The sequence below is a fragment of the Microbacterium marinum genome, assembly GCF_014204835.1.
GTDB lineage: Bacteria > Actinomycetota > Actinomycetes > Actinomycetales > Microbacteriaceae > Microbacterium > Microbacterium marinum.
In genome coordinates, this window is sequence record NZ_JACHMD010000001.1 from 1,799,531 (window position 1) to 1,816,372 (window position 16,842).

A 16,842-nucleotide genomic window follows, 5' to 3' on the forward strand; every position below is an offset into this window, starting at 1 on the left:
ATCTTCGGTGAATCTTCCCGCGTGACTGTATGAAATACCCTTGACACGTATACAGCCGGGACTAGGCTAGGCGTAGCCCATCCGGGCAAGCACGACACCGACCCAAGGGGATGAACCAATGGACACCATGCACTACGGCACCGACCGCGTTACCGGGGACACGCCTGTACGCGTTGCCGACCTCCAGCCGGGGGACGTGCTGCGCAGCTATTCCGGCCTGGCCGACACGGTGACCGTGGCCGCCATTGTGTCGCATGGTGTGGGGCAGTATGGCCGCCGGACGTTCGACGTGACCTACGATGACGGCACGCGTACGCCCTACGCCGCAGGTGACGACATGCGCGACCTCGCGACGGGTGGCCCGCGCGTGGCGGAGGACGCCGCGCCTGCCGAGGACGCCGCGCCTGCCGAGGACGCCGCGCCTGCCGAGGACGCCGCGCCTGCCGAGGACGCCGCGCCTGCCGAGGACGCCGCGCCTGCCGACCTCACCCTGTACGCCGCAGACTTCCCGCTAGCGCAGCCTGCCGACGCCCATTGGACTGACCGGGTAGTCACCCAAGGGCACGCGGATTACTGCGCAGCGCACGGGCACGCGACGTGGCTGGAGGATGGCGCGCAGGTGCGCACGGCCAGCGGGCACGCCCGGTGCCCCCGGTGCGGTGACGCGTGGGAGGATGCCGCCTACGCGCCCGCCACGCCCGCTACGCCCGCCACGCCCGCACCGGTGCCCCCGGCACGTACGCGCCCGGCATATCGCGAGATGCACGCGCATGACGTGCCCGCAGCCGACCTCCCCGCGTTGCTGGCCGCGCATGGCGCGTGGCACGTGAACGGCACAACCGACGCCTACACCGGCCGCCCGGCGTGGGGATATGCGGAGGTGGCCCGCCCGGATGAGGACGGCCCCGGCCTAATCGTCGCCACCCTCACCGACCCGATGTCTGTGGTCGCATTCGGCACCGTGCACCCGTTCACCGGCGCGCCCCTCACCGTGGCAGTATCCCGCAGCTACGCCGAGGGCGACACGTGCCCCGTGTGCGGCCTCACCGCCACACACCCCGACGATTACGCGCCCGCGCCCGCGCCCGCCCCGGTGGAGGACGCCCCCGCCGAGGACGCCCCCGCGCCCGCCGAGGACACCGCCCCCGCATGCGGGCACCCGGAATGCCCCGTCACTCTCGGATGCCGCGCCGGTATCCCCGCCGGATGCGAGCACCCCGCATGCGCGTTTAGCGGGCTGTGCGCCGCCGAGGACGCCGCGCCCGCGCCCGCGCCGGTGGAGGACACCGCCGCCGGTGCCCTGTGGCACGTCGTCCGATCCTCCGACAACTACTATGCCGAGAGTGTCACCGGCACGCGCGAGGATGCCGAACGCGCCGCAGCGGACTACCGCCCCAACCCGTGGACACCGCGCGGCCTGGCCTACGTCGTCGCCGCTGGCCCTGAGTACCCCGCCACGGTCCAGGCGCGCGGCGACTTTGACGCCTACCGCGCCCGCGCTATCGCCGACCCGATCAACGCGCACCACGACATCGACGGCGGGACATGCTGCACGTTCCACGCCACCAAAACGCGCGCGTTTCGTGAGTCCTACGCCCTCAGTATCCAGCGTTCCCTGGATTCTCAGCTCGCGCGCGGCATCGACCGCACCGGCGACACCCTCGGCGCCCTGTACGTCGGCAACGACGGCAACTAAGCCACCCCGCCCCCATTTAGCCCGCAAACCCTCGGAGACAACCGCCATGCACACCCTCACCCGCCCCGCCGACAACCGCGAAACTCTCGACGCCCTCGCGCGCGCATTCGCCGACGTAGGGAACTACGCCTACGTCGTCGCCGACACCCACACACACGCCCCCATCACCCCGTACGCCCCCATGACCGGGCGCGTCGGCATCTCCGCAGACACCGCCCGCGCCCACCCCGGCCTCACCGCCCTACGCGTGGAAGACGTGCACCCCGCCCGCCGCGCCTCATTCGCCGACACTCTCGACGGCCTCGCCCGGCTTGAGGGGCGCGCCTGGGATATCCACGTGCGACGCCACGCCGACGCCCTCGCAAACGGCCACACCGACGCCGCCGAAACACACCTACAGCGCGCCAACCGGGCCGCCGCCGAATCCGACCGCTGCGCCGACCGCGCCCACGCCGTCCGCGCCGCCCTCTGACACCCCCACACCGAACGGAAACCCACCGCCATGCACACCGCCGCGTCCGCCGCCCCCACGCTGCCCAACCTCCCCCCGAACCTCACCGCCGAACTAATGCACGTGGAGGGCGGCGAGCAATGGGGCGCGCCCGTTCAATGGCGGGACTACCTCGTCACCCGCCGCCACGGCGACACCCTCCGCCCCGTCGCCGAGGTCACCGTCTACCCCGACGGCCGCACGATGGCCCGCCGCCATCACGCCGTACGCGGCACACTCGACGCCCGCGCATGGGCCGCCATCGTAGACACCCTCCACGCCGACCCCGCCTGTATTGCGACCGGCGTCATCATGGCCCCCAACCCCGCCTAACCCCTCACACAGAATCGGAGACACCATGCACGCCCCCGCCACCCTCCACCGTGACCGCACCCGCCAGCCCGCCGCCCGCGCCGCCACACTCGACCGCCGCCACGCCCGCGCCCTCAAACACGGCCAACCCGCCACCCGCCACGGCCACGCCCGCCGCGCCGATTAGGCAAACGCGCAAACATGGTGTATCACGCGCACGCGCGCGCGTCGCGAGGCGACACCGGTCCGCCGTAGAACGCCCTCCACCGTGCCGACACGCCCGGGATTCACACCCCCCGCGTTTCCGCGTAGCGATACCCCGTATCTCCACATATACACATATACACACATACACTCACCCACATACCCGCCATCTCCGATCTGCCTAACTTCGGCTCGATCATTGACAACTAAATACGCATTCGGAAAACACACCGCCGAAAACGGCCATATATCGCCCCCTACATAGAATCGGGGCGGTGTAGGCCTACACCCCGTATTTTTCTACACTCTCCGCCCTACATGTAGGCACCCACGCTCCGCCGCCTACGCTCCGCCCTCCCCTGTAGGTAAATAGCGCGCTAATCCAACGTAGGCCGCGCGCTTGCATTCCCTACACCCACCCCGTACCCTGTACACGTATCCACCGCCGACACCCGGCCTCACCTAAGGATCACGACATGCACACCGCCACCGCAGCCACCGCAGCCACCGCCACCGACGCCGCCCCCACGGCCGCCAACGTCGCCGCCGCCAGCATCGACCCGGCCACGCTCCGCCAGCGCGCCAGCGTCGCGCACCCGTACCCCGACGCCCCCGACGCCCGTAACTACGCCGACGCCGCCGCCGCCGCCGGTGTGCGCGTGGTCGACCTCCCCGCCTACCGTGACGCCCTCGCGGCTCACGCCGACGCCGCCGCCGTCATCGACGCCCGCCGCGCAGCGCACCGCGCCGCGCAGGACGCACGCGCCGCCGCATGGATGCTCACCCACACCGACGCCGCCCTACGCGGTCCCGCCGTCGCCAAACGGCGCGCCACCGCCCGTAACAAGGTCGCAACCTCCCCGGCGGTCCCGCGCATGTCAGACGACGCGTTCGCCCGCCTGTACGCCGACAATATGGCCGCCTACGGTCGGCAGCCCGTCGCAGACGCCGCCACGCTCGCCGCCCGCGACGCCCACACCGCAGCCGAACGCACCGCAGACGACGCCCGCCACGCATGGCGCGAGGCAAACGGCCAGGCCAGCGCCCGCACATGGGGGACGCCCGCACCCGACGCCGACACGCTCCGCGCCGAGGCGGACCGGCTCCGCGCCGCGTTCGACGCCGCCGACGTGGTGCGCGTCCGCACCGGGCGCGAGCTGGCAGCCACCCACGCCGCCAACGTCGCCGCGCACACCCCCAGCGACGCCCGCGCCGCCCTCGTGACGGCCTGCCGGGATGCCGCCCGCGCGGACGTGCTCACCGGCCACGGCAACAACCTCCCGCGCACCGCAGCGGACACGTTCACCGACCCGAGCGGCAAGGTTCGCACCCTCTCCCACATGTCGGCATCCGGCATCTACGGCGTCGGCAAGGGCGACGGCGGCGGCTACGTGGTGTACCACCGCGCCGCGCGGCTCACCGTCCCCGTGCCCACGCCCCTCCAGGGCGCGAAACACGCCAACGCCCGCACCCTCACCGCCGCGCGTGAATGGATGGCAGCGCTCGAGGAGGCCGCCATCCTGGAGGACGTCCCCGAGCCGATCGCCGACGCCGAACGCCGCGACGCCCTGCGCACCCTGCACGCCACCTACGGCCAGCCGCCCGCCGAGGACGCCGAGGCCCCCGCGGACGTGGCAGCATGATCGCCCGCGCCCTGGCCCGCCTCGCCGCCCGCCGCCGCGCCCGCGCCTGGCACCGCGCCCGGTTCTACGCCGTCAAGCACGGGCGCACCCGCAGCACCCACGCCACCCACCCGCCGCACCCCGATTGGGCCGACCGTTTCGGCGCCACCGTTTAGCGCGCAAAACGCGCCCCACCCGCTCGCATTCACACCCCCACACCCCCCCCCCCACACCCCCACACACCCACACACCCCGCCCCACGTCCCGAGGAGGACACCATGAGCACGCACACCGAACCGCAGACCCCCGAACAGATCGCCGCCGCCGTGCTGGCCGCGCACGCGATCCAGCCGCACTGGAACCGCAACGGCGAGCAGGTCGCCGCGCTGCTGGCCGAAGCCGTCGAGGCCGCCCGCGAGGGCTACACCGCCCCCGAGCCGAAGCGTGAGCCGAGCCAGGCGGAGGAGATCGCCGACCGGATCGCCCGCGACATTTGGGCGAACGTGGACTGTGACGCGCCGTTCGGCTGGATCAACCGCGAGAACGGCGACACGGCGGAGGACTTCGACGCCCTCGCCGACCGGCTCGGCACCACGCCGCGCGAGCTTGACGACGCCCTCACCACCGCCGACCGTTTCGAGGCGGACGACGACGGCCTCGCGACCGACTGGCCCGAGGATCAGGAGGAGCCGCCGACCCGCGAGCAAATCATGGGCGACTGGGTGCCCGCGAGTGGTATGGATTACCTCGCCGACGCGCTCGACATTCGCTATGTGATCGCGGGCCACGATCGCAGCTACCGCGACGTAGAGGTGTGCATCGGTCTGGGCGGTCCGAATGTCTTCATCGAGACCGCTGAACGTCACGTGTCCGTGCACTGGGGATTCAGCAGCGCCCAACGCGGCCTGCCGTCAGTGTTCATCGAAGGGCTCGCCGAGGCAGCTGAGGAGCTTTGGGGGATGGGCGCATGAGCTACCGCGACACCGCCCGCGCGTTCGTTGATGCCCAGAGCGCCTACGCGTTCCCCGACCGCCTGCGCGCCGCCGCCCGCGCCCTCCCCATGTCCGAATGGGCCGAGGCTCGCCGCGATCAGATGACGCCGCAGACCGTCGCCGCCAACCACGCCGCCCACGTCAGCGACGCCGCGCACGCGCTCCGCGAGATCATCCGCGCCTACGACGCCGACGCGCCGAACTACCGCGAGGACGAGCTACGCGACGCCGCCCACGCGCTGCTCGCCGCCATTGGTGAGGGGGAGCTGTGATGATCGCCAACACCATCCCCGCCCGCTTCCAGGAGTGCGCGCGCCACGCCGTCGGCTCGGCCATGCTCCGCCACGTGTCACCCGGCGGCGGCTCATACGGCCCGAGCATTGACCCTCGGCGCGCCGAGGAGATCGCCCGGAGCATCACGGGGGAGGAGCTGCACGCGCTCCTCACCGCGACCGCGCGCGAGGCGGTGAGGGATGCCGAGCGGGAAGCGCGTTTCATCCTTCACGACGCCCTGCACGAGGTGCGGCAGCTCGCGACCCGGTCGGACAGTCTCAGCATGAGCAACTACGCCGACGCGCTGGCCGAACGGCTCGACACTCGCGAGGAAGCCTCATCGGTCGGCGACCGGTCGCGCGAGCTGCGCGAGGCGCTGGCGTACAACGCCGCCGTGGACCGGGGGGAAATCCCATCTGAGCGAACCGCGCGCGAGAAGATCGCCACCGCCGCCCGCGCCCTGCTGGCAGCCATCGGTGAGGGGGAGGGGCGATGACCGCCGCCACGCTCGCCGCCGCCGTCGCGACCCTCGCCGACGCATTCGACGCCTACACCCTGCACGACGTGGGCCCCGCCCTCTCCTGTCACGAGGCCGACGCCCTCGCGGACGTGTTCACCGCCGCCGGTCTGGAGGACGCCGCCGAACGGGTGCGCGACTTCCACGCCCTCGGAGACTCCGAGGAGGAGGGCGACGACCCCGACCACGTCGAGCGCGCCCAGACAGCGCGCGAGCGGCAAGGACTCGCCGCATGAGCGCCGCCGCCCCCGCCAACCCGGCCACCGAGACCACGCCCGACGAGCTGCACGCCCTCGCCGACGTGCTCGACGCGTTCCCCCGCCTCACTCGCGAGGAGCGCGCGCTCATCTTCACCGCCTATGAGATGGCACCCGTCGGGCGCGCCGGATGGCTCGCGGCGCGCTGGATCGACCTCGGTAGCGGACTCCTCCTGCGGCCGTACACGCTTTCATCGGCGGCGGGCCACATCGTCACCCCGAGCCGCGCGCAGATCCGCGCAGCCCTCCACTACGCGGCGGGCATCCTCGCATGACCCGCGCCGCACGCCTCCGGCGCACCATCCGCGCCGCGTTCTGGGCACCGCTCACCCTGGCAGGCGTCGCACTGTGCGCCTATGGCCTCTGGACCGTCTGACACCGAAGGATCACCGAATGTTCTACCTCCCCGAGGCCTCACTGGAACGCGGCCAGACCGTCTACCCGGTCGCGATCTCCGGCGAGACCGTCACCGTCGAAGACTCCCTCGGGCGCGAGCACATCGTCACCCGTGGCGACCTCCGCGACCCGCAACCCACCGAGCCGACTGCATGCGAGGCCGGGGAGAGTCGGGAGCACGCCTACGAGCCGCACCGGGCGGAGGTGGACGCGTGACCGGCTACATCTGGCAGGAGGGGGGGCGGTTGAGCGCGGACCGGTTCGGGTGCTCGCTCGGCGACGACCAGCGCGGCACCGAGTACAGTCGCCGCTACTGGAGGCAGCACGATGACGGGACCTTCACCGTCATCACGGATGCTGTCGGCGTGGAGGTTGTGCAGCGTGAGGGCCAGCGCGCCGAGTACGTCATCACGAACGCTGTCGAGTTCCTGCACTGCGACGACCGCACCGACCCCGGCGGCACTGAGATTTCCTCCCGCATCGACTACGAGCGCGGCATCAACCACCGGAGCATCACGAACCTCCGCGACGCGACCCGGGCCGCGCGAGCCTACGCCGAGACCTACGGCCCCGAGGCGTATGAGCTATACGCGGGGGAGGTGGCCGCGTGAGGCTGTGCAGCGCGCCGGGTTGCTCCCGCTTCCCGCACCCCGAGACCACCCCGCACCACTTCCCGACCCCGACCACCGAAGGAGCACCCGCCACCATGAGCACCGAGACCACCCCCGCCGAGGACCGCACCGAGACCACCCGCGCCGCGCTGATCGACGCCGCCGCCGACCTGTTCGCTGGCGAGGACCGCCTGCCCTTCTGGGATGAGACCGAATACATGCGCGGCATCTGCGAGCTGATCGGCAACGCGACCGGCCACGGCGACAACTACAAGAGCGACGCATGGGAGGCGATCAACGCTCGCCACCAGGCGCGCGAGCTCGAAGCGAAGGCCGACGCGATCGCCCGCCAGATCGCGGACGAGGACGAGACCGCCCGCGCCGCCGAGGAATGGGCGATCCCCGCCAGCAACGTCCGCGCCATGCTCCGCGCCGCCGTCCTCGCCGGGATGGAGGCCGCCAAGTGAGCGACTACACCGACGCCCGCGACCACTACTGGACCGCGCAGCGCGACTTCCGCGAGGCCGCAGTCGCCGAGATGGAGCGGCAGATGACCGAGGGCATCCACGCCGTGATCCTCGAAATCAACGACACCCCGCGCCTGGCGGTCGCGGACCTGCTGGACGCCGACGGTAAGAGCGTGATGCACGACGCCGACGGCGAAGAGCACCCGCAGTGGGACGTGCTCGACTCGATCGCGGCCGACATGGAGGTTTTCACCTGGGACGAGGGGGACTCGTTCCTGTTCCGCCACGACGGCGGCGGACGCTTCATCATCGAGCGGGAGGCCTGACCATGACCGCGACCACCCTCGCCCCGTTCACCGCCGCTGGCTGGCTCCAGATGAGCCACGAGGAGCAGCGCGACCTCGTGCGGCCGTTCTATGGCGAGTACAAGGCGCGCCGCGCCGAGCTCGACCGGGCAGGCCGCTACGCCTACAACGCCGACTTCAAGGGCCACCTCCCGAGCCTCAACCCGGCCACCACCGGCACCACCGACAAGGACGAAGACACCGCCATCTACCTCCTCCAGACCCTCCACACGTGGACGCTGGAGCAGGAGAAGCTGGCCGCGTTCATCGCCCGAGGCGCGCGCCCTCTCGCCGCCGAAGACGTGGACCCCGCCGCCCCCGCCCCGCGCGGCACAGTCGCTGTGATCGGGCGCTACAGCGGCGGCGCGACCGGCTACCACGTTTACGAGGACGTGAGAATCGTCCGCACCGGATTCCGAGGCCACCGCCTCGCGGGCATTCCGAAGGGCCGCCGCACCAACGGCTACGACCTCTCGGACGGCACCGCGCTCTACTTCCTCCCGGCCGATGGCCGCCCCAACACCACCAAGGAGAACTAACTCATGGGCATGCACTACAACCTCAGCTTCAACGATGCCATCATCCCGAAGGAGAACTTCCCCGGCCTGATCGGCTGGACCGCCGAGCAGGTTGCCGCCGACCCCGACGTGGCGCAGAAGCTCGCGATCGACGCCGTGCTGAATGCGACGAGCGACAACGGCAACGAGCCCGAGATTACCGACGAGGGCGGTCTCGACATCTCGGGCATGGGGTACTGGGACAGCGCGAGCTACGGCTTCGGGGAGAGTGTCCGTCACGTGCTCGCCCACTGTAAGCCCGGCGCGTACACCCACAACCACGACGAGGAGGAGAGCACCGGCGAGTGGCGCGAGATCGTCCAGGAAGACGGCACCATCCTGGAGGTCTACCCCACCGTCATCTGGCCGGATGAGGTCGGAGACCTCGCGCAGCTCATCGCAGACGCGCGCACCGCCCTCTCGTTCGAGGCCGTGAGCCCCGCCGCTGTCGACGCCCTCGCGGGCACGCTCGCCGCGCTCGTCAACGCCCTCGACCCGCAGGAGGCGCAGGCATGAACACTCCCGAGCAGATCGCGCAGGACGCGATGGACAAGCACATCGGCCGAGGCCTGCCGCTCTACGGCCCCCACGTCCAGATGAGCACCGAAGCCATCTTCACGATGCTCACCAACGCCATCGAGGCCGACCGGGCGCAGCGCACCGAGTACGCCACCGCCAAGCACTGGGAGGTCTCGCACGCCTCCGACGAGGCGGGGGAATGGACCTACCTCCAGATCCACCGCGACGACCCCGAGGACGCTGGCCTGCCGCCCATCGCGAACCTCTCCCTCTCCGACGTGGAAGCCGCCGACCTGGCGGACGAGCTTTCCGCCCAGCGGCGCGGACGGCTGGAGAGCCTGCACGCCTATGACTGGAAGCCCGAGTCGGACGACGACCAGCTCGGGGAGATCGACGCCGACATCGTCGAGGTCATCACCATCGTCCAGATCGACACCCCCAACCCCATCGGCCGGATGCGCGTCTACATCAACGACGGCCGCATCTACGACGGAGACCCGGAGACCGGGCAGGAATGGAGCCTCACATGATCTTCGCCAGCGTGAGCCCCGACCACTTCGAGGGCACCATCGAGTACGGTGACTGCCGCCTGCACGGCGAGGAGTGCTACGGGTGCGCGTTCGCCGAGCCTGACCGGGAGGTGCCCTACTCCCAGCACAACGAGCCGAACCCGATCCTGGTCGCCTACCGCGAGGACAAGGACAGCGGCCCTGTCGGCTACGTCGTCGGCGGTCGCCGTCCATCTCGGCTGGAGCACTGGATCGCCCAGATCGCGCCGCTCGATCGGACAGCCGTCGCCATCGGAACCGGCGTCCAGCCGTCTACTGCCCACATCGATCACGCCCGCCGCGTCCTCACCCGCCTCGCCAACCTGTCCACCCCCCACTAGAACGAAGGAACCAGTATGAGCACCCCCAGCTTCACTCTGAACATTCCCGCCGCCAAGTCGGGAGATCAGATCGCATCCGTGCTGAGGGAGGTCGCCGACCACTTCGCACACAACATCGACGGCCTCACCCCGCCCGCCCAATCCCACGTCGTCCGCGAGGGCGCGCACATCGTCGCCGAGTGGGAGGTGAGCGCGTGACCATCCGCGAATGGCAGGAGCGTGGCCTCGCAGACGCGACCGCCGGCAAGCCGTACAACCCGCCCATGCACGGGCCCGTCATGCAGGCCTACAGCGCCGGCTTCGACCAGGGGAGCAACCAGTGAGCCCGTACACCATCGAGCAGTCCAACGCGGACGCCAGCGCCTACTACAGTGCCATCGCCGAGAAGCACGGCCACCCCCGCCCCGACGCCACCCCGTCGTGGTGGGACGTGGACGCCGAGGAGCAGGAGGCGCACCGCGCCGATTGCCTCGACGGCTGCGGATTCTGCGAGGTCGGCCGCACGTTCGGCATCTGCACCCAGTGCGGCGCGCCCACCGACGGCAACCTCGAATGGGACGGCGGATGCTGCGGCACCCTCGCCCCGTTCCACGCCGCCATCGACACCCTCGCGGAGCTTCGAGCGTGAACGGGGGCGCGGGGATGGCACTGGCGGGAGTCGCGGCCGCGATCATCGCGACGGTGTGCATCACGCACGCTTCGGTGACCGCGCCCAGTCGCGCCCGCTCGGCCATCCCCGCGCAGCCCGCCCTCACCGCGCCCCAGATCCTCGCGGGCATCGGCGCGCATGACGTCGAGGTAGTCTTCACCTCCGACGTCGAGACCAACTGCGGCGCCGCAGCCTCCGATGGCGGCAACGGCGGATGCTTCCACTCCGCCACGCCGAACACGATCTACCTCTCGCCCGGTCTCACCCCCACCTCCCTCCGCTATCTCACCCTCCACGAATACGCCCACGTCACCCAGCACCGCGACGGCACGGCGATGGACGAATGCGAGGCCGACCGGCTCGCCATCGCGTGGGGAGCGGACCCCCGTTTTGCGCACTATCTCCCCACCTGCCCGACACCCGAGGACGCCACCCGATGACCACCCAGAACGCGCCGACCGCCGCCGCCACCGAGGCCAGCGAGCTCGCGCCCACCACCCCTACGCCTGACGCCGAGACCGACGCGTTCGCCAAATGGCGCGCCCTCGGCTGGTGACCCCCTACTCTCGAATCGAAGGAGAAGCACCACGATGACCACCGACACTCTCGCCCGCCTGGAGGCGGCAGATGCCGAGTTCCGCAAGCTCAAGAAGTCCCTTGAGGCTCGCCTGCGAAAGCAGCTCGAAACCGAGCTGAGCGCGGCCAAGGGACGCCGCGACCTGATCGCATACGTCGCCAACCAGGAGGAGGGTCACTCGATCGCCTCCATGCTCCCGAGCTTCCACACCACCGACCGGCGCACCGCCTACGACTCGATCGCCGCGGGCAAGATCATCTCGGTCGGCGGAGAAGTGGTCGCCGACGTGGATGGCGAGATCGCCGTGGTCACCGAGTTCACCGCCACCGACGCCGGCACCATCATCATCCGCCCCGCCGCCGGCACTCTCGCCCCCCTCCTGTCAGCCCTCGGCCACGACGACCCGACGAGCGCGCCCACCGAGGCCGAGTTCCAGATCACAGGCGGACGCCTCACCGCCGTCACACCCTCCTGGACGCCCGAGTCGGGCCGCAACCCCGTGGTCGCCCTCGTCCAGGGCGAGGATGCCACGTACCGCACCCGCGTCCTCGACTGGGCCCGCAGCATGGGACTGGCGGCGTGAGCGTGAAGACGCCCGAGCAGATCGCGAAAGAGATTGCTCCATCGGTAGCCAAGAGCACGCCCCGCTCATGGGCCGCCATTCGGACCTACATCGCCGCCGCCATCGAGGCCGACCGGGCGCAGCGCAACGCGCCGGGCATGGCCCTCCTCGCCGAATGGGACGCGGCCGCCACGCCGGACGAGCGCAGCCTCCACAACGGCGGCGGGTTCGCGCGCGATCACTGGGATCTCATCCGTGCCACACTCCGGGTCGCGATCTCGTGAGCGCCGACAACCCGATCCTCGCCGAGTTCGACCGCTACATCGGAGGCGGGGATGCCTCCACCTACTGGTGGGCGGCCGACTTCTGGCTCGCCCACCTGGAGGGCGGCGGGCCCGAGGGCACGTCCGTCTCCGAGGCGCTGGCTGCGATGCAGCCGCTCGCGCAGGAGGTCGTCGACGAAGCGCGCGCCGAACTGGAGCGCTTCCTCGCGGAGGGGCGGGAGAACAAGAAGCCATGACCAACGTCTGCGAGCAGTGCGGCGGCGAGCTGTGGAAGCCGCACAAGGATCACCCCGAGGTGATGCTGCGCTACATCCACATGCACGACGAGAAGACCATGCGCGAGATCCTCGTCATCCGGGAGAACGTGCCCGGGATGGACGACGAGGAGTCGAAGAAGCACGGTCGCATCGCACCCTCGCAGGAGTTCGCGATCCGCCGCATCCTCGAGGAGCACGGCGAGTCAGACGGCGCGCTCCTCGCGGACGACATGGGCGTCGGCAAGACCGTCCAGGCCACCGAGATCGCCCTCCGCGGCGGCTTCAAGCGCGGCCTGTTCATCGCCCTCCCCGACACCCACGACCAGTGGGTGGAGCGGATCTACGCGCAGTCCGAGGGCAAGATCCGCGCGCGCGTGATGAACGGCACGCCCGCCGGCCGCGCGCAGCTTGCCGCGTTCCTCGCGGGGGAGGACGGCTTCTTCATCGCCGGATCGCACTTCCTGGTCGCGCAAGACTTCGAGTCGCGCCCGGTCCCCAACCCGGCATTCAACCCCGCTGGTGGCAACGAGCGCGGCGTCCACCCGTTCCTGTTCAAGCGTCACAAGACGACCAACCCGCGCAAGGGCCAGGTGAAGGGGCAGCTCGTCCTCCGCGATCGCCCCGAGGCGAAATGGGCCACCATCGTCCACGACATCGAGACGCCCGACGGTGGCGAGGTCGAGCAGGTCGCCGTGGAGGTCGCGCGCCGTTTCGACATGATCGGGCCCGCCGCTGGCCCCGTCTACCAGACCAAGTCCATCCACCTCGCCGTGTTCCGCAAGATGCGCAACCGCAAGCGCGGCCCGGTCGACCTCATCGTCTTCGACGAGGTGCACGTGGTCGCCAACAAGTGGTCGCAGGGGCGTCGCACCGTCCTGTCGATGCGCGACGGCGCGTTCATGCTCGCCATGAGCGGCACGTGGTTCCTCAACGACCCCGACAATATGTGGTCGGTCACGCGCCTGGCCTGGCCCGGCATCGACCCCGCCACCGACGAGCCCTACATCGATACCAATCACGACGTGTGGAAGACCCGGTGGATGGAACGCGCGCCCGTCCTGGACGAGGATGGCGACCCGCGCTACTCGCCCGGTGGCGTGGCCCTCGTCAAGACGGTGGGGGAGAAGGAGCCGGGCGCGTTCATCGCGACCCTCCCGTGCTACATCCGCCGCGAGGCATCCGACCCGATCCCGCCGGCGCAGCTCGTCTACGTCGACCCGAGCCCGGCGCAGGCTGCGCAGCTCGAGGATCTCCAGGCCGACATGCTGACGTGGGTGATGAACTGGGAAGGCGAAGAGGAGCCGCTGGTCACCGAGCTTCCCCCGGAGCTTCACATCCGCCTGCGGCAGGTGACGATCGCCGAGCTCTCCTTCGATGAGAACGGCGAGGTCGCGATGGCCGATGACGCGGAGTCCGCGAAGCTCCTGCCGCTGCGCAACATCCTCGAGAAGGCGTGGGCAGGGCAGCCGGTCGCGATCTACACCGACTCGAAGATCGGCGCCCACTTCATCGCCCGCCGCATGCAGCGCGCCGGCGTCGACGCCCGCGCCTACACCGGCGACCTCTCCAAGCCCCAGCGGCGCGAGCTCAAGCGCGCCTTCCTGGCGGGGGAGTTCCCGTACATCATCTGCACCGTCCAGTCGTTCGGCGTCGGCCTCGACGGCTTCCAGACGGTCTGCGACAAGGTCATCTGGATCTCCGAAGCGGACGGCAACCCGGCCGTCAACGCACAGGCGATCCGCCGATTCCTGCGCCCCGGTCGCCTCAAGCGCCGCGTCGCCCAGCAGGGTGAGGACGGCCAGTGGCGCGAGGTGTCGATCGACGACTTCCAGCACGCACGCCTGGTCATGCGCGGCACCGTCGACGAGATCAGCCTGCAGAACCTCATCCACAAGCAGTGGCTCATCCGGCAGTCGATCACGATCGCCGCGTGAACGCCGAGTGAACCCAACCGAAACAACAGGGGCGCCGCAGCCCGGCGGCGTCCGTGATACCGATATGACACGTCGGCCTGGTACTATCCGGTCGACGGAGAGGAGAACCGTGGGGAAAACAGTGAGCCTGGAAAGGCTCGTCGAGCTGCGCGCCATTCACGATGACGACCGGGGCGCGATCGCGGCCGCGTTCGGCGTGAGCGAGCGCACGGTCGCGCGTGCCGAGGTGGAGTTCAAGCTGCGAGAACCGGCACCGCATGCGCCGCCGCTGCCGTTCGAGCTGGAGGCGTGGGCCCAAGGGCTTATGGCCGAAGGGATGCCCGCGTCGTGGGTCGCCGAAGACCTCGACGTGCGCGGCAACATCGCCCGCGGCATCCGCGCGCGGCACATGGATGCCGATCAGCGCGCCGAGGTGGACGCCGAATGGCGCAGCGTCTGGGGCGACATCCGGCGCAATGAGGAGCTCCTGGAGCTCCACCGACAGTTTGCCCCGCCGCCCGGCGTGGGCCTCAAAGAGAGAAGGACCGCAGCATGACCATGGAGATTAGCGCGCAAATCCGCGCCGCCGAAGATTTCCTGACGTGGAGGGATGGGGCCGGGACCACCGGTGACCTACAGGCGGACCTCGAGGAGTGGAGCCGCCACCTCGAGGTCGAGGCCCTGCGCGAGGAGCGCGACGAGCTGCGCGATCGCCTTGGCGCGGTGCGCCTCGTGCTCGACGGGGCGGCCGCCGAACCGGGCGTCTCGATCATCACGCAGCTCCGCCAAGCCGCCGGCCTGGAGCCCGCAGTGGGGGAGGTGCCCGATGCGTCCGCCGCGTGAGCCGCTGCCGGGATTCACGGCCGCCCTGGAGCTCGCCAATGAGAAGCCCGCCGCGCCGCAGCCGTACTGCGCGGGCTCCGGCCCGGCGTACGCCGACTATGTGACCCCGCCCTCCGCGGAGGTCGCCAGGCAGATGTGCGCGCCGTGCCCGCTCATGGAGCTGTGCAGGGCGTCGGCGCTGCACGAGAAGCCGGCGTGGGGCGTGCACGGTGGCATCGCGTGGGTGAACGGCAGGCAGTGGCATCTCCGCAGGACCGCGGAAATGGCGATCACCGACGACCTCGGAGAGCTGCAGGTCGTTGAGCTGGACGACGACCTCGACGAGGAGCTCGAAGTTTCTTCGGCGACCCTATTGACCCCCTGATCCATATACGTATATGGTTGAGTCATCCCCGCCAGGGGACGACAGGAGGAACAATCAAATGACCGGCAGCGGAGGCATCCCCAGGAGGGGCAAGGGACGCCTCAAGCGTCCCGCCCCTCCCTCCCAGACCAACACCCCAGCACGAGCGAAGTTCAAGAACAGGAGGTGGGCAGGATGATGAGAGACACGATCGTCAGCGACAGCGACATCCGCTACCTCGCGATCTCGATGATCAACGCCGAGACCGAGCGCGATCGCCAGACCCAGATCGGCGCGTCCTCGTTCTCGAACCCGTGCGACAACTGCCTGGCGGCGGAGCTCGCCGGGCACAAGCGGTTCAACGAGTTCGCCGAGCGGCCCTACCTCGGCCGCGCACTCGGCACCCTTCTCCACAACGGGCTGGAGGGCCGACAGCACATCGCCCAGGCCCTCCACCCGGGAGCCGAGATGGAGCAGCGCGTCACCTGCGCCGTCATCCCCGGATACGGGGAGATCCCCGGCCACTTCGACGCCCGCCTGACCAACAAGAGCATCCTCGACTGGAAGGGCTCGAAGCGCCACCTCATGGCGATCCTCGAGGACATCCTCCAGGAGCGCGGACAGCACCGCGTGGGCCTCGAGCCGCGGTGGACGCAGGCCAAAGACACGAAGGCGTACAAGGGCGGCTTCAAGTTCAAGGCCGACGAGCACACCACCGTCTCGTTCTCGTACGTCGAGTTCCAGAAGGAGCGGCAGGCCATGGCCCACAAGCACCTCTGGTACTACGGGCAGCAGAACCTCTACATGCGCGCCTCCGGCGCCGCCCGCGCCTCCATCGTCTACATCGCACGCGACGGCACCGGCTTCTTCGACAACCCGGCCTTCTCCGGGTACGACGACCCCGAGCGCAAGCACGACATCCTGGTCGTGTCGTTCAACTACGACGAGGCCTACACCGACGCGCTCATCCAGCGCGGCACCGACATCGTCGCTGCCCTCGCCGGTGGCGCGGAGATCTCCAGCTTCGCCTCGCACGAGGCCTGCAAGTTCTGCAGCGGCGAGCACGAGAAGGCCCGCCGCCGCCTCGACATCGAGTGGGACGACCTCGGCCTCCCGGCCCGCGAGGTCACCACCAAGCAGCTCCGCGCGCAGGAGCTCATCGACCAGGGCGTCGACATGGCACCCGCAACCGGCATTCCCGTCATCCCCACGCTGGATCCCGTCGCCGCCTGACGGCGAACGGATTTAGCGCGCAAACCGTCAATAGA

30 protein-coding genes are annotated in these 16,842 nt (G+C 70.2%); all 30 read left to right on the forward strand.

The features are described 5' to 3' along the window. Positions 1 to 118 precede the first annotated feature (118 nt). The 30 genes from BKA24_RS08775 (at position 119) to BKA24_RS08915 (ending at position 16,807) form a co-directional block, all read left to right on the forward strand. On the forward strand, positions 119 to 1,696 hold the full coding sequence (locus BKA24_RS08775) for a hypothetical protein (protein WP_184217178.1): 1,578 nt from the start codon (positions 119 to 121) through the stop codon (positions 1,694 to 1,696). Positions 1,697 to 1,742: 46 nt separating this feature from the next. After that, complete coding sequence (locus BKA24_RS08780) at positions 1,743 to 2,168, forward strand: hypothetical protein (RefSeq protein ID WP_184217180.1); 426 nt, start codon at positions 1,743 to 1,745, stop codon at positions 2,166 to 2,168. 30 nt (positions 2,169 to 2,198) lie between these two features. Then, positions 2,199 to 2,519 carry a hypothetical protein gene (locus BKA24_RS08785; protein ID WP_184217182.1) on the forward strand — a complete coding sequence of 107 codons (321 nt, stop codon included), beginning with the start codon at positions 2,199 to 2,201 and terminating at the stop codon, positions 2,517 to 2,519. 25 nt (positions 2,520 to 2,544) lie between these two features. Further along, on the forward strand, positions 2,545 to 2,685 hold the full coding sequence (locus BKA24_RS08790; RefSeq protein ID WP_184217185.1) for a hypothetical protein: 141 nt from the start codon (positions 2,545 to 2,547) through the stop codon (positions 2,683 to 2,685). 493 nt (positions 2,686 to 3,178) lie between these two features. Continuing rightward, positions 3,179 to 4,345 (forward strand): hypothetical protein, encoded by a 1,167-nt coding sequence (locus tag BKA24_RS08795; protein ID WP_184217187.1) that lies wholly within the window; start codon positions 3,179 to 3,181, stop codon positions 4,343 to 4,345. A 257-nt stretch (positions 4,346 to 4,602) separates the two neighbouring features. Continuing rightward, positions 4,603 to 5,295 carry a hypothetical protein gene (locus tag BKA24_RS08800; protein ID WP_184217189.1) on the forward strand — a complete coding sequence of 231 codons (693 nt, stop codon included), beginning with the start codon at positions 4,603 to 4,605 and terminating at the stop codon, positions 5,293 to 5,295. Continuing rightward, positions 5,292 to 5,588: a hypothetical protein gene (locus BKA24_RS08805; protein WP_184217191.1), complete on the forward strand. Its 297-nt coding sequence runs from the start codon at positions 5,292 to 5,294 to the stop codon at positions 5,586 to 5,588. The genes BKA24_RS08800 and BKA24_RS08805 overlap by 4 nt, the downstream gene beginning before the upstream one ends. Continuing rightward, positions 5,588 to 6,085: a hypothetical protein gene (locus BKA24_RS08810; protein ID WP_184217193.1), complete on the forward strand. Its 498-nt coding sequence runs from the start codon at positions 5,588 to 5,590 to the stop codon at positions 6,083 to 6,085. Before BKA24_RS08805 ends, BKA24_RS08810 begins: the two co-directional genes overlap by 1 nt. Next, positions 6,082 to 6,342 (forward strand): hypothetical protein, encoded by a 261-nt coding sequence (locus BKA24_RS08815; RefSeq protein WP_184217195.1) that lies wholly within the window; start codon positions 6,082 to 6,084, stop codon positions 6,340 to 6,342. Before BKA24_RS08810 ends, BKA24_RS08815 begins: the two co-directional genes overlap by 4 nt. Beyond that, the gene (locus BKA24_RS08820) at positions 6,339 to 6,638 is read left to right on the forward strand and encodes a hypothetical protein (RefSeq protein ID WP_184217197.1); all 300 of its coding nucleotides are present in this window, start codon (positions 6,339 to 6,341) and stop codon (positions 6,636 to 6,638) included. Before BKA24_RS08815 ends, BKA24_RS08820 begins: the two co-directional genes overlap by 4 nt. 118 nt (positions 6,639 to 6,756) lie before the next feature. After that, positions 6,757 to 6,975, forward strand: a complete 219-nt coding sequence (locus BKA24_RS08825; protein ID WP_184217199.1) for a hypothetical protein — start codon at positions 6,757 to 6,759, stop codon at positions 6,973 to 6,975. Then, positions 6,972 to 7,370 (forward strand): hypothetical protein, encoded by a 399-nt coding sequence (locus BKA24_RS08830; protein ID WP_184217201.1) that lies wholly within the window; start codon positions 6,972 to 6,974, stop codon positions 7,368 to 7,370. Before BKA24_RS08825 ends, BKA24_RS08830 begins: the two co-directional genes overlap by 4 nt. A 95-nt stretch (positions 7,371 to 7,465) precedes the next feature. Beyond that, positions 7,466 to 7,837 carry a hypothetical protein gene (locus tag BKA24_RS08835; protein WP_184217203.1) on the forward strand — a complete coding sequence of 124 codons (372 nt, stop codon included), beginning with the start codon at positions 7,466 to 7,468 and terminating at the stop codon, positions 7,835 to 7,837. Continuing rightward, a complete protein-coding gene (locus BKA24_RS08840) occupies positions 7,834 to 8,163 on the forward strand; it encodes a hypothetical protein (protein WP_184217205.1) in 330 nt (109 codons plus the stop codon). Before BKA24_RS08835 ends, BKA24_RS08840 begins: the two co-directional genes overlap by 4 nt. Before the next feature lie 2 nt (positions 8,164 to 8,165). Continuing rightward, on the forward strand, positions 8,166 to 8,720 hold the full coding sequence (locus BKA24_RS08845; RefSeq protein ID WP_184217207.1) for a hypothetical protein: 555 nt from the start codon (positions 8,166 to 8,168) through the stop codon (positions 8,718 to 8,720). A gap of 3 nt (positions 8,721 to 8,723) precedes the next feature. After that, the gene (locus BKA24_RS08850; protein WP_184217209.1) at positions 8,724 to 9,254 is read left to right on the forward strand and encodes a hypothetical protein; all 531 of its coding nucleotides are present in this window, start codon (positions 8,724 to 8,726) and stop codon (positions 9,252 to 9,254) included. Beyond that, positions 9,251 to 9,787: a hypothetical protein gene (locus BKA24_RS08855; protein ID WP_184217212.1), complete on the forward strand. Its 537-nt coding sequence runs from the start codon at positions 9,251 to 9,253 to the stop codon at positions 9,785 to 9,787. Before BKA24_RS08850 ends, BKA24_RS08855 begins: the two co-directional genes overlap by 4 nt. Beyond that, positions 9,784 to 10,146: a hypothetical protein gene (locus BKA24_RS08860; protein ID WP_184217214.1), complete on the forward strand. Its 363-nt coding sequence runs from the start codon at positions 9,784 to 9,786 to the stop codon at positions 10,144 to 10,146. The genes BKA24_RS08855 and BKA24_RS08860 overlap by 4 nt, the downstream gene beginning before the upstream one ends. 15 nt (positions 10,147 to 10,161) lie before the next feature. Continuing rightward, the gene (locus tag BKA24_RS08865; protein ID WP_184217216.1) at positions 10,162 to 10,344 is read left to right on the forward strand and encodes a hypothetical protein; all 183 of its coding nucleotides are present in this window, start codon (positions 10,162 to 10,164) and stop codon (positions 10,342 to 10,344) included. Further along, entirely contained in the window at positions 10,341 to 10,469 is a 129-nt protein-coding gene (locus BKA24_RS15790) for a hypothetical protein (RefSeq protein WP_281385743.1), read from the forward strand. The genes BKA24_RS08865 and BKA24_RS15790 overlap by 4 nt, the downstream gene beginning before the upstream one ends. Further along, complete coding sequence (locus tag BKA24_RS08870) at positions 10,466 to 10,774, forward strand: hypothetical protein (RefSeq protein ID WP_184217218.1); 309 nt, start codon at positions 10,466 to 10,468, stop codon at positions 10,772 to 10,774. The genes BKA24_RS15790 and BKA24_RS08870 overlap by 4 nt, the downstream gene beginning before the upstream one ends. A 14-nt stretch (positions 10,775 to 10,788) precedes the next feature. Next, complete coding sequence (locus tag BKA24_RS08875) at positions 10,789 to 11,235, forward strand: hypothetical protein (protein ID WP_184217220.1); 447 nt, start codon at positions 10,789 to 10,791, stop codon at positions 11,233 to 11,235. A gap of 150 nt (positions 11,236 to 11,385) precedes the next feature. After that, positions 11,386 to 11,955 carry a hypothetical protein gene (locus BKA24_RS08880; protein ID WP_184217222.1) on the forward strand — a complete coding sequence of 190 codons (570 nt, stop codon included), beginning with the start codon at positions 11,386 to 11,388 and terminating at the stop codon, positions 11,953 to 11,955. After that, positions 11,952 to 12,218 carry a hypothetical protein gene (locus BKA24_RS08885; protein ID WP_221417302.1) on the forward strand — a complete coding sequence of 89 codons (267 nt, stop codon included), beginning with the start codon at positions 11,952 to 11,954 and terminating at the stop codon, positions 12,216 to 12,218. The genes BKA24_RS08880 and BKA24_RS08885 overlap by 4 nt, the downstream gene beginning before the upstream one ends. Then, positions 12,215 to 12,454: a hypothetical protein gene (locus tag BKA24_RS08890; protein WP_184217227.1), complete on the forward strand. Its 240-nt coding sequence runs from the start codon at positions 12,215 to 12,217 to the stop codon at positions 12,452 to 12,454. The genes BKA24_RS08885 and BKA24_RS08890 overlap by 4 nt, the downstream gene beginning before the upstream one ends. Beyond that, positions 12,451 to 14,409 (forward strand): helicase-related protein, encoded by a 1,959-nt coding sequence (locus BKA24_RS08895; protein WP_184217229.1) that lies wholly within the window; start codon positions 12,451 to 12,453, stop codon positions 14,407 to 14,409. Before BKA24_RS08890 ends, BKA24_RS08895 begins: the two co-directional genes overlap by 4 nt. Before the next feature lie 121 nt (positions 14,410 to 14,530). After that, entirely contained in the window at positions 14,531 to 14,944 is a 414-nt protein-coding gene (locus BKA24_RS08900; protein ID WP_184217231.1) for a hypothetical protein, read from the forward strand. Next, positions 14,941 to 15,231 (forward strand): hypothetical protein, encoded by a 291-nt coding sequence (locus tag BKA24_RS08905; protein WP_184217233.1) that lies wholly within the window; start codon positions 14,941 to 14,943, stop codon positions 15,229 to 15,231. Before BKA24_RS08900 ends, BKA24_RS08905 begins: the two co-directional genes overlap by 4 nt. Beyond that, positions 15,215 to 15,595, forward strand: a complete 381-nt coding sequence (locus BKA24_RS08910; RefSeq protein WP_184217235.1) for a WhiB family transcriptional regulator — start codon at positions 15,215 to 15,217, stop codon at positions 15,593 to 15,595. The genes BKA24_RS08905 and BKA24_RS08910 overlap by 17 nt, the downstream gene beginning before the upstream one ends. A gap of 177 nt (positions 15,596 to 15,772) precedes the next feature. Then, positions 15,773 to 16,807 (forward strand): hypothetical protein, encoded by a 1,035-nt coding sequence (locus tag BKA24_RS08915; protein WP_184217237.1) that lies wholly within the window; start codon positions 15,773 to 15,775, stop codon positions 16,805 to 16,807. The last annotated feature ends 35 nt before the right edge of the window (positions 16,808 to 16,842 follow it).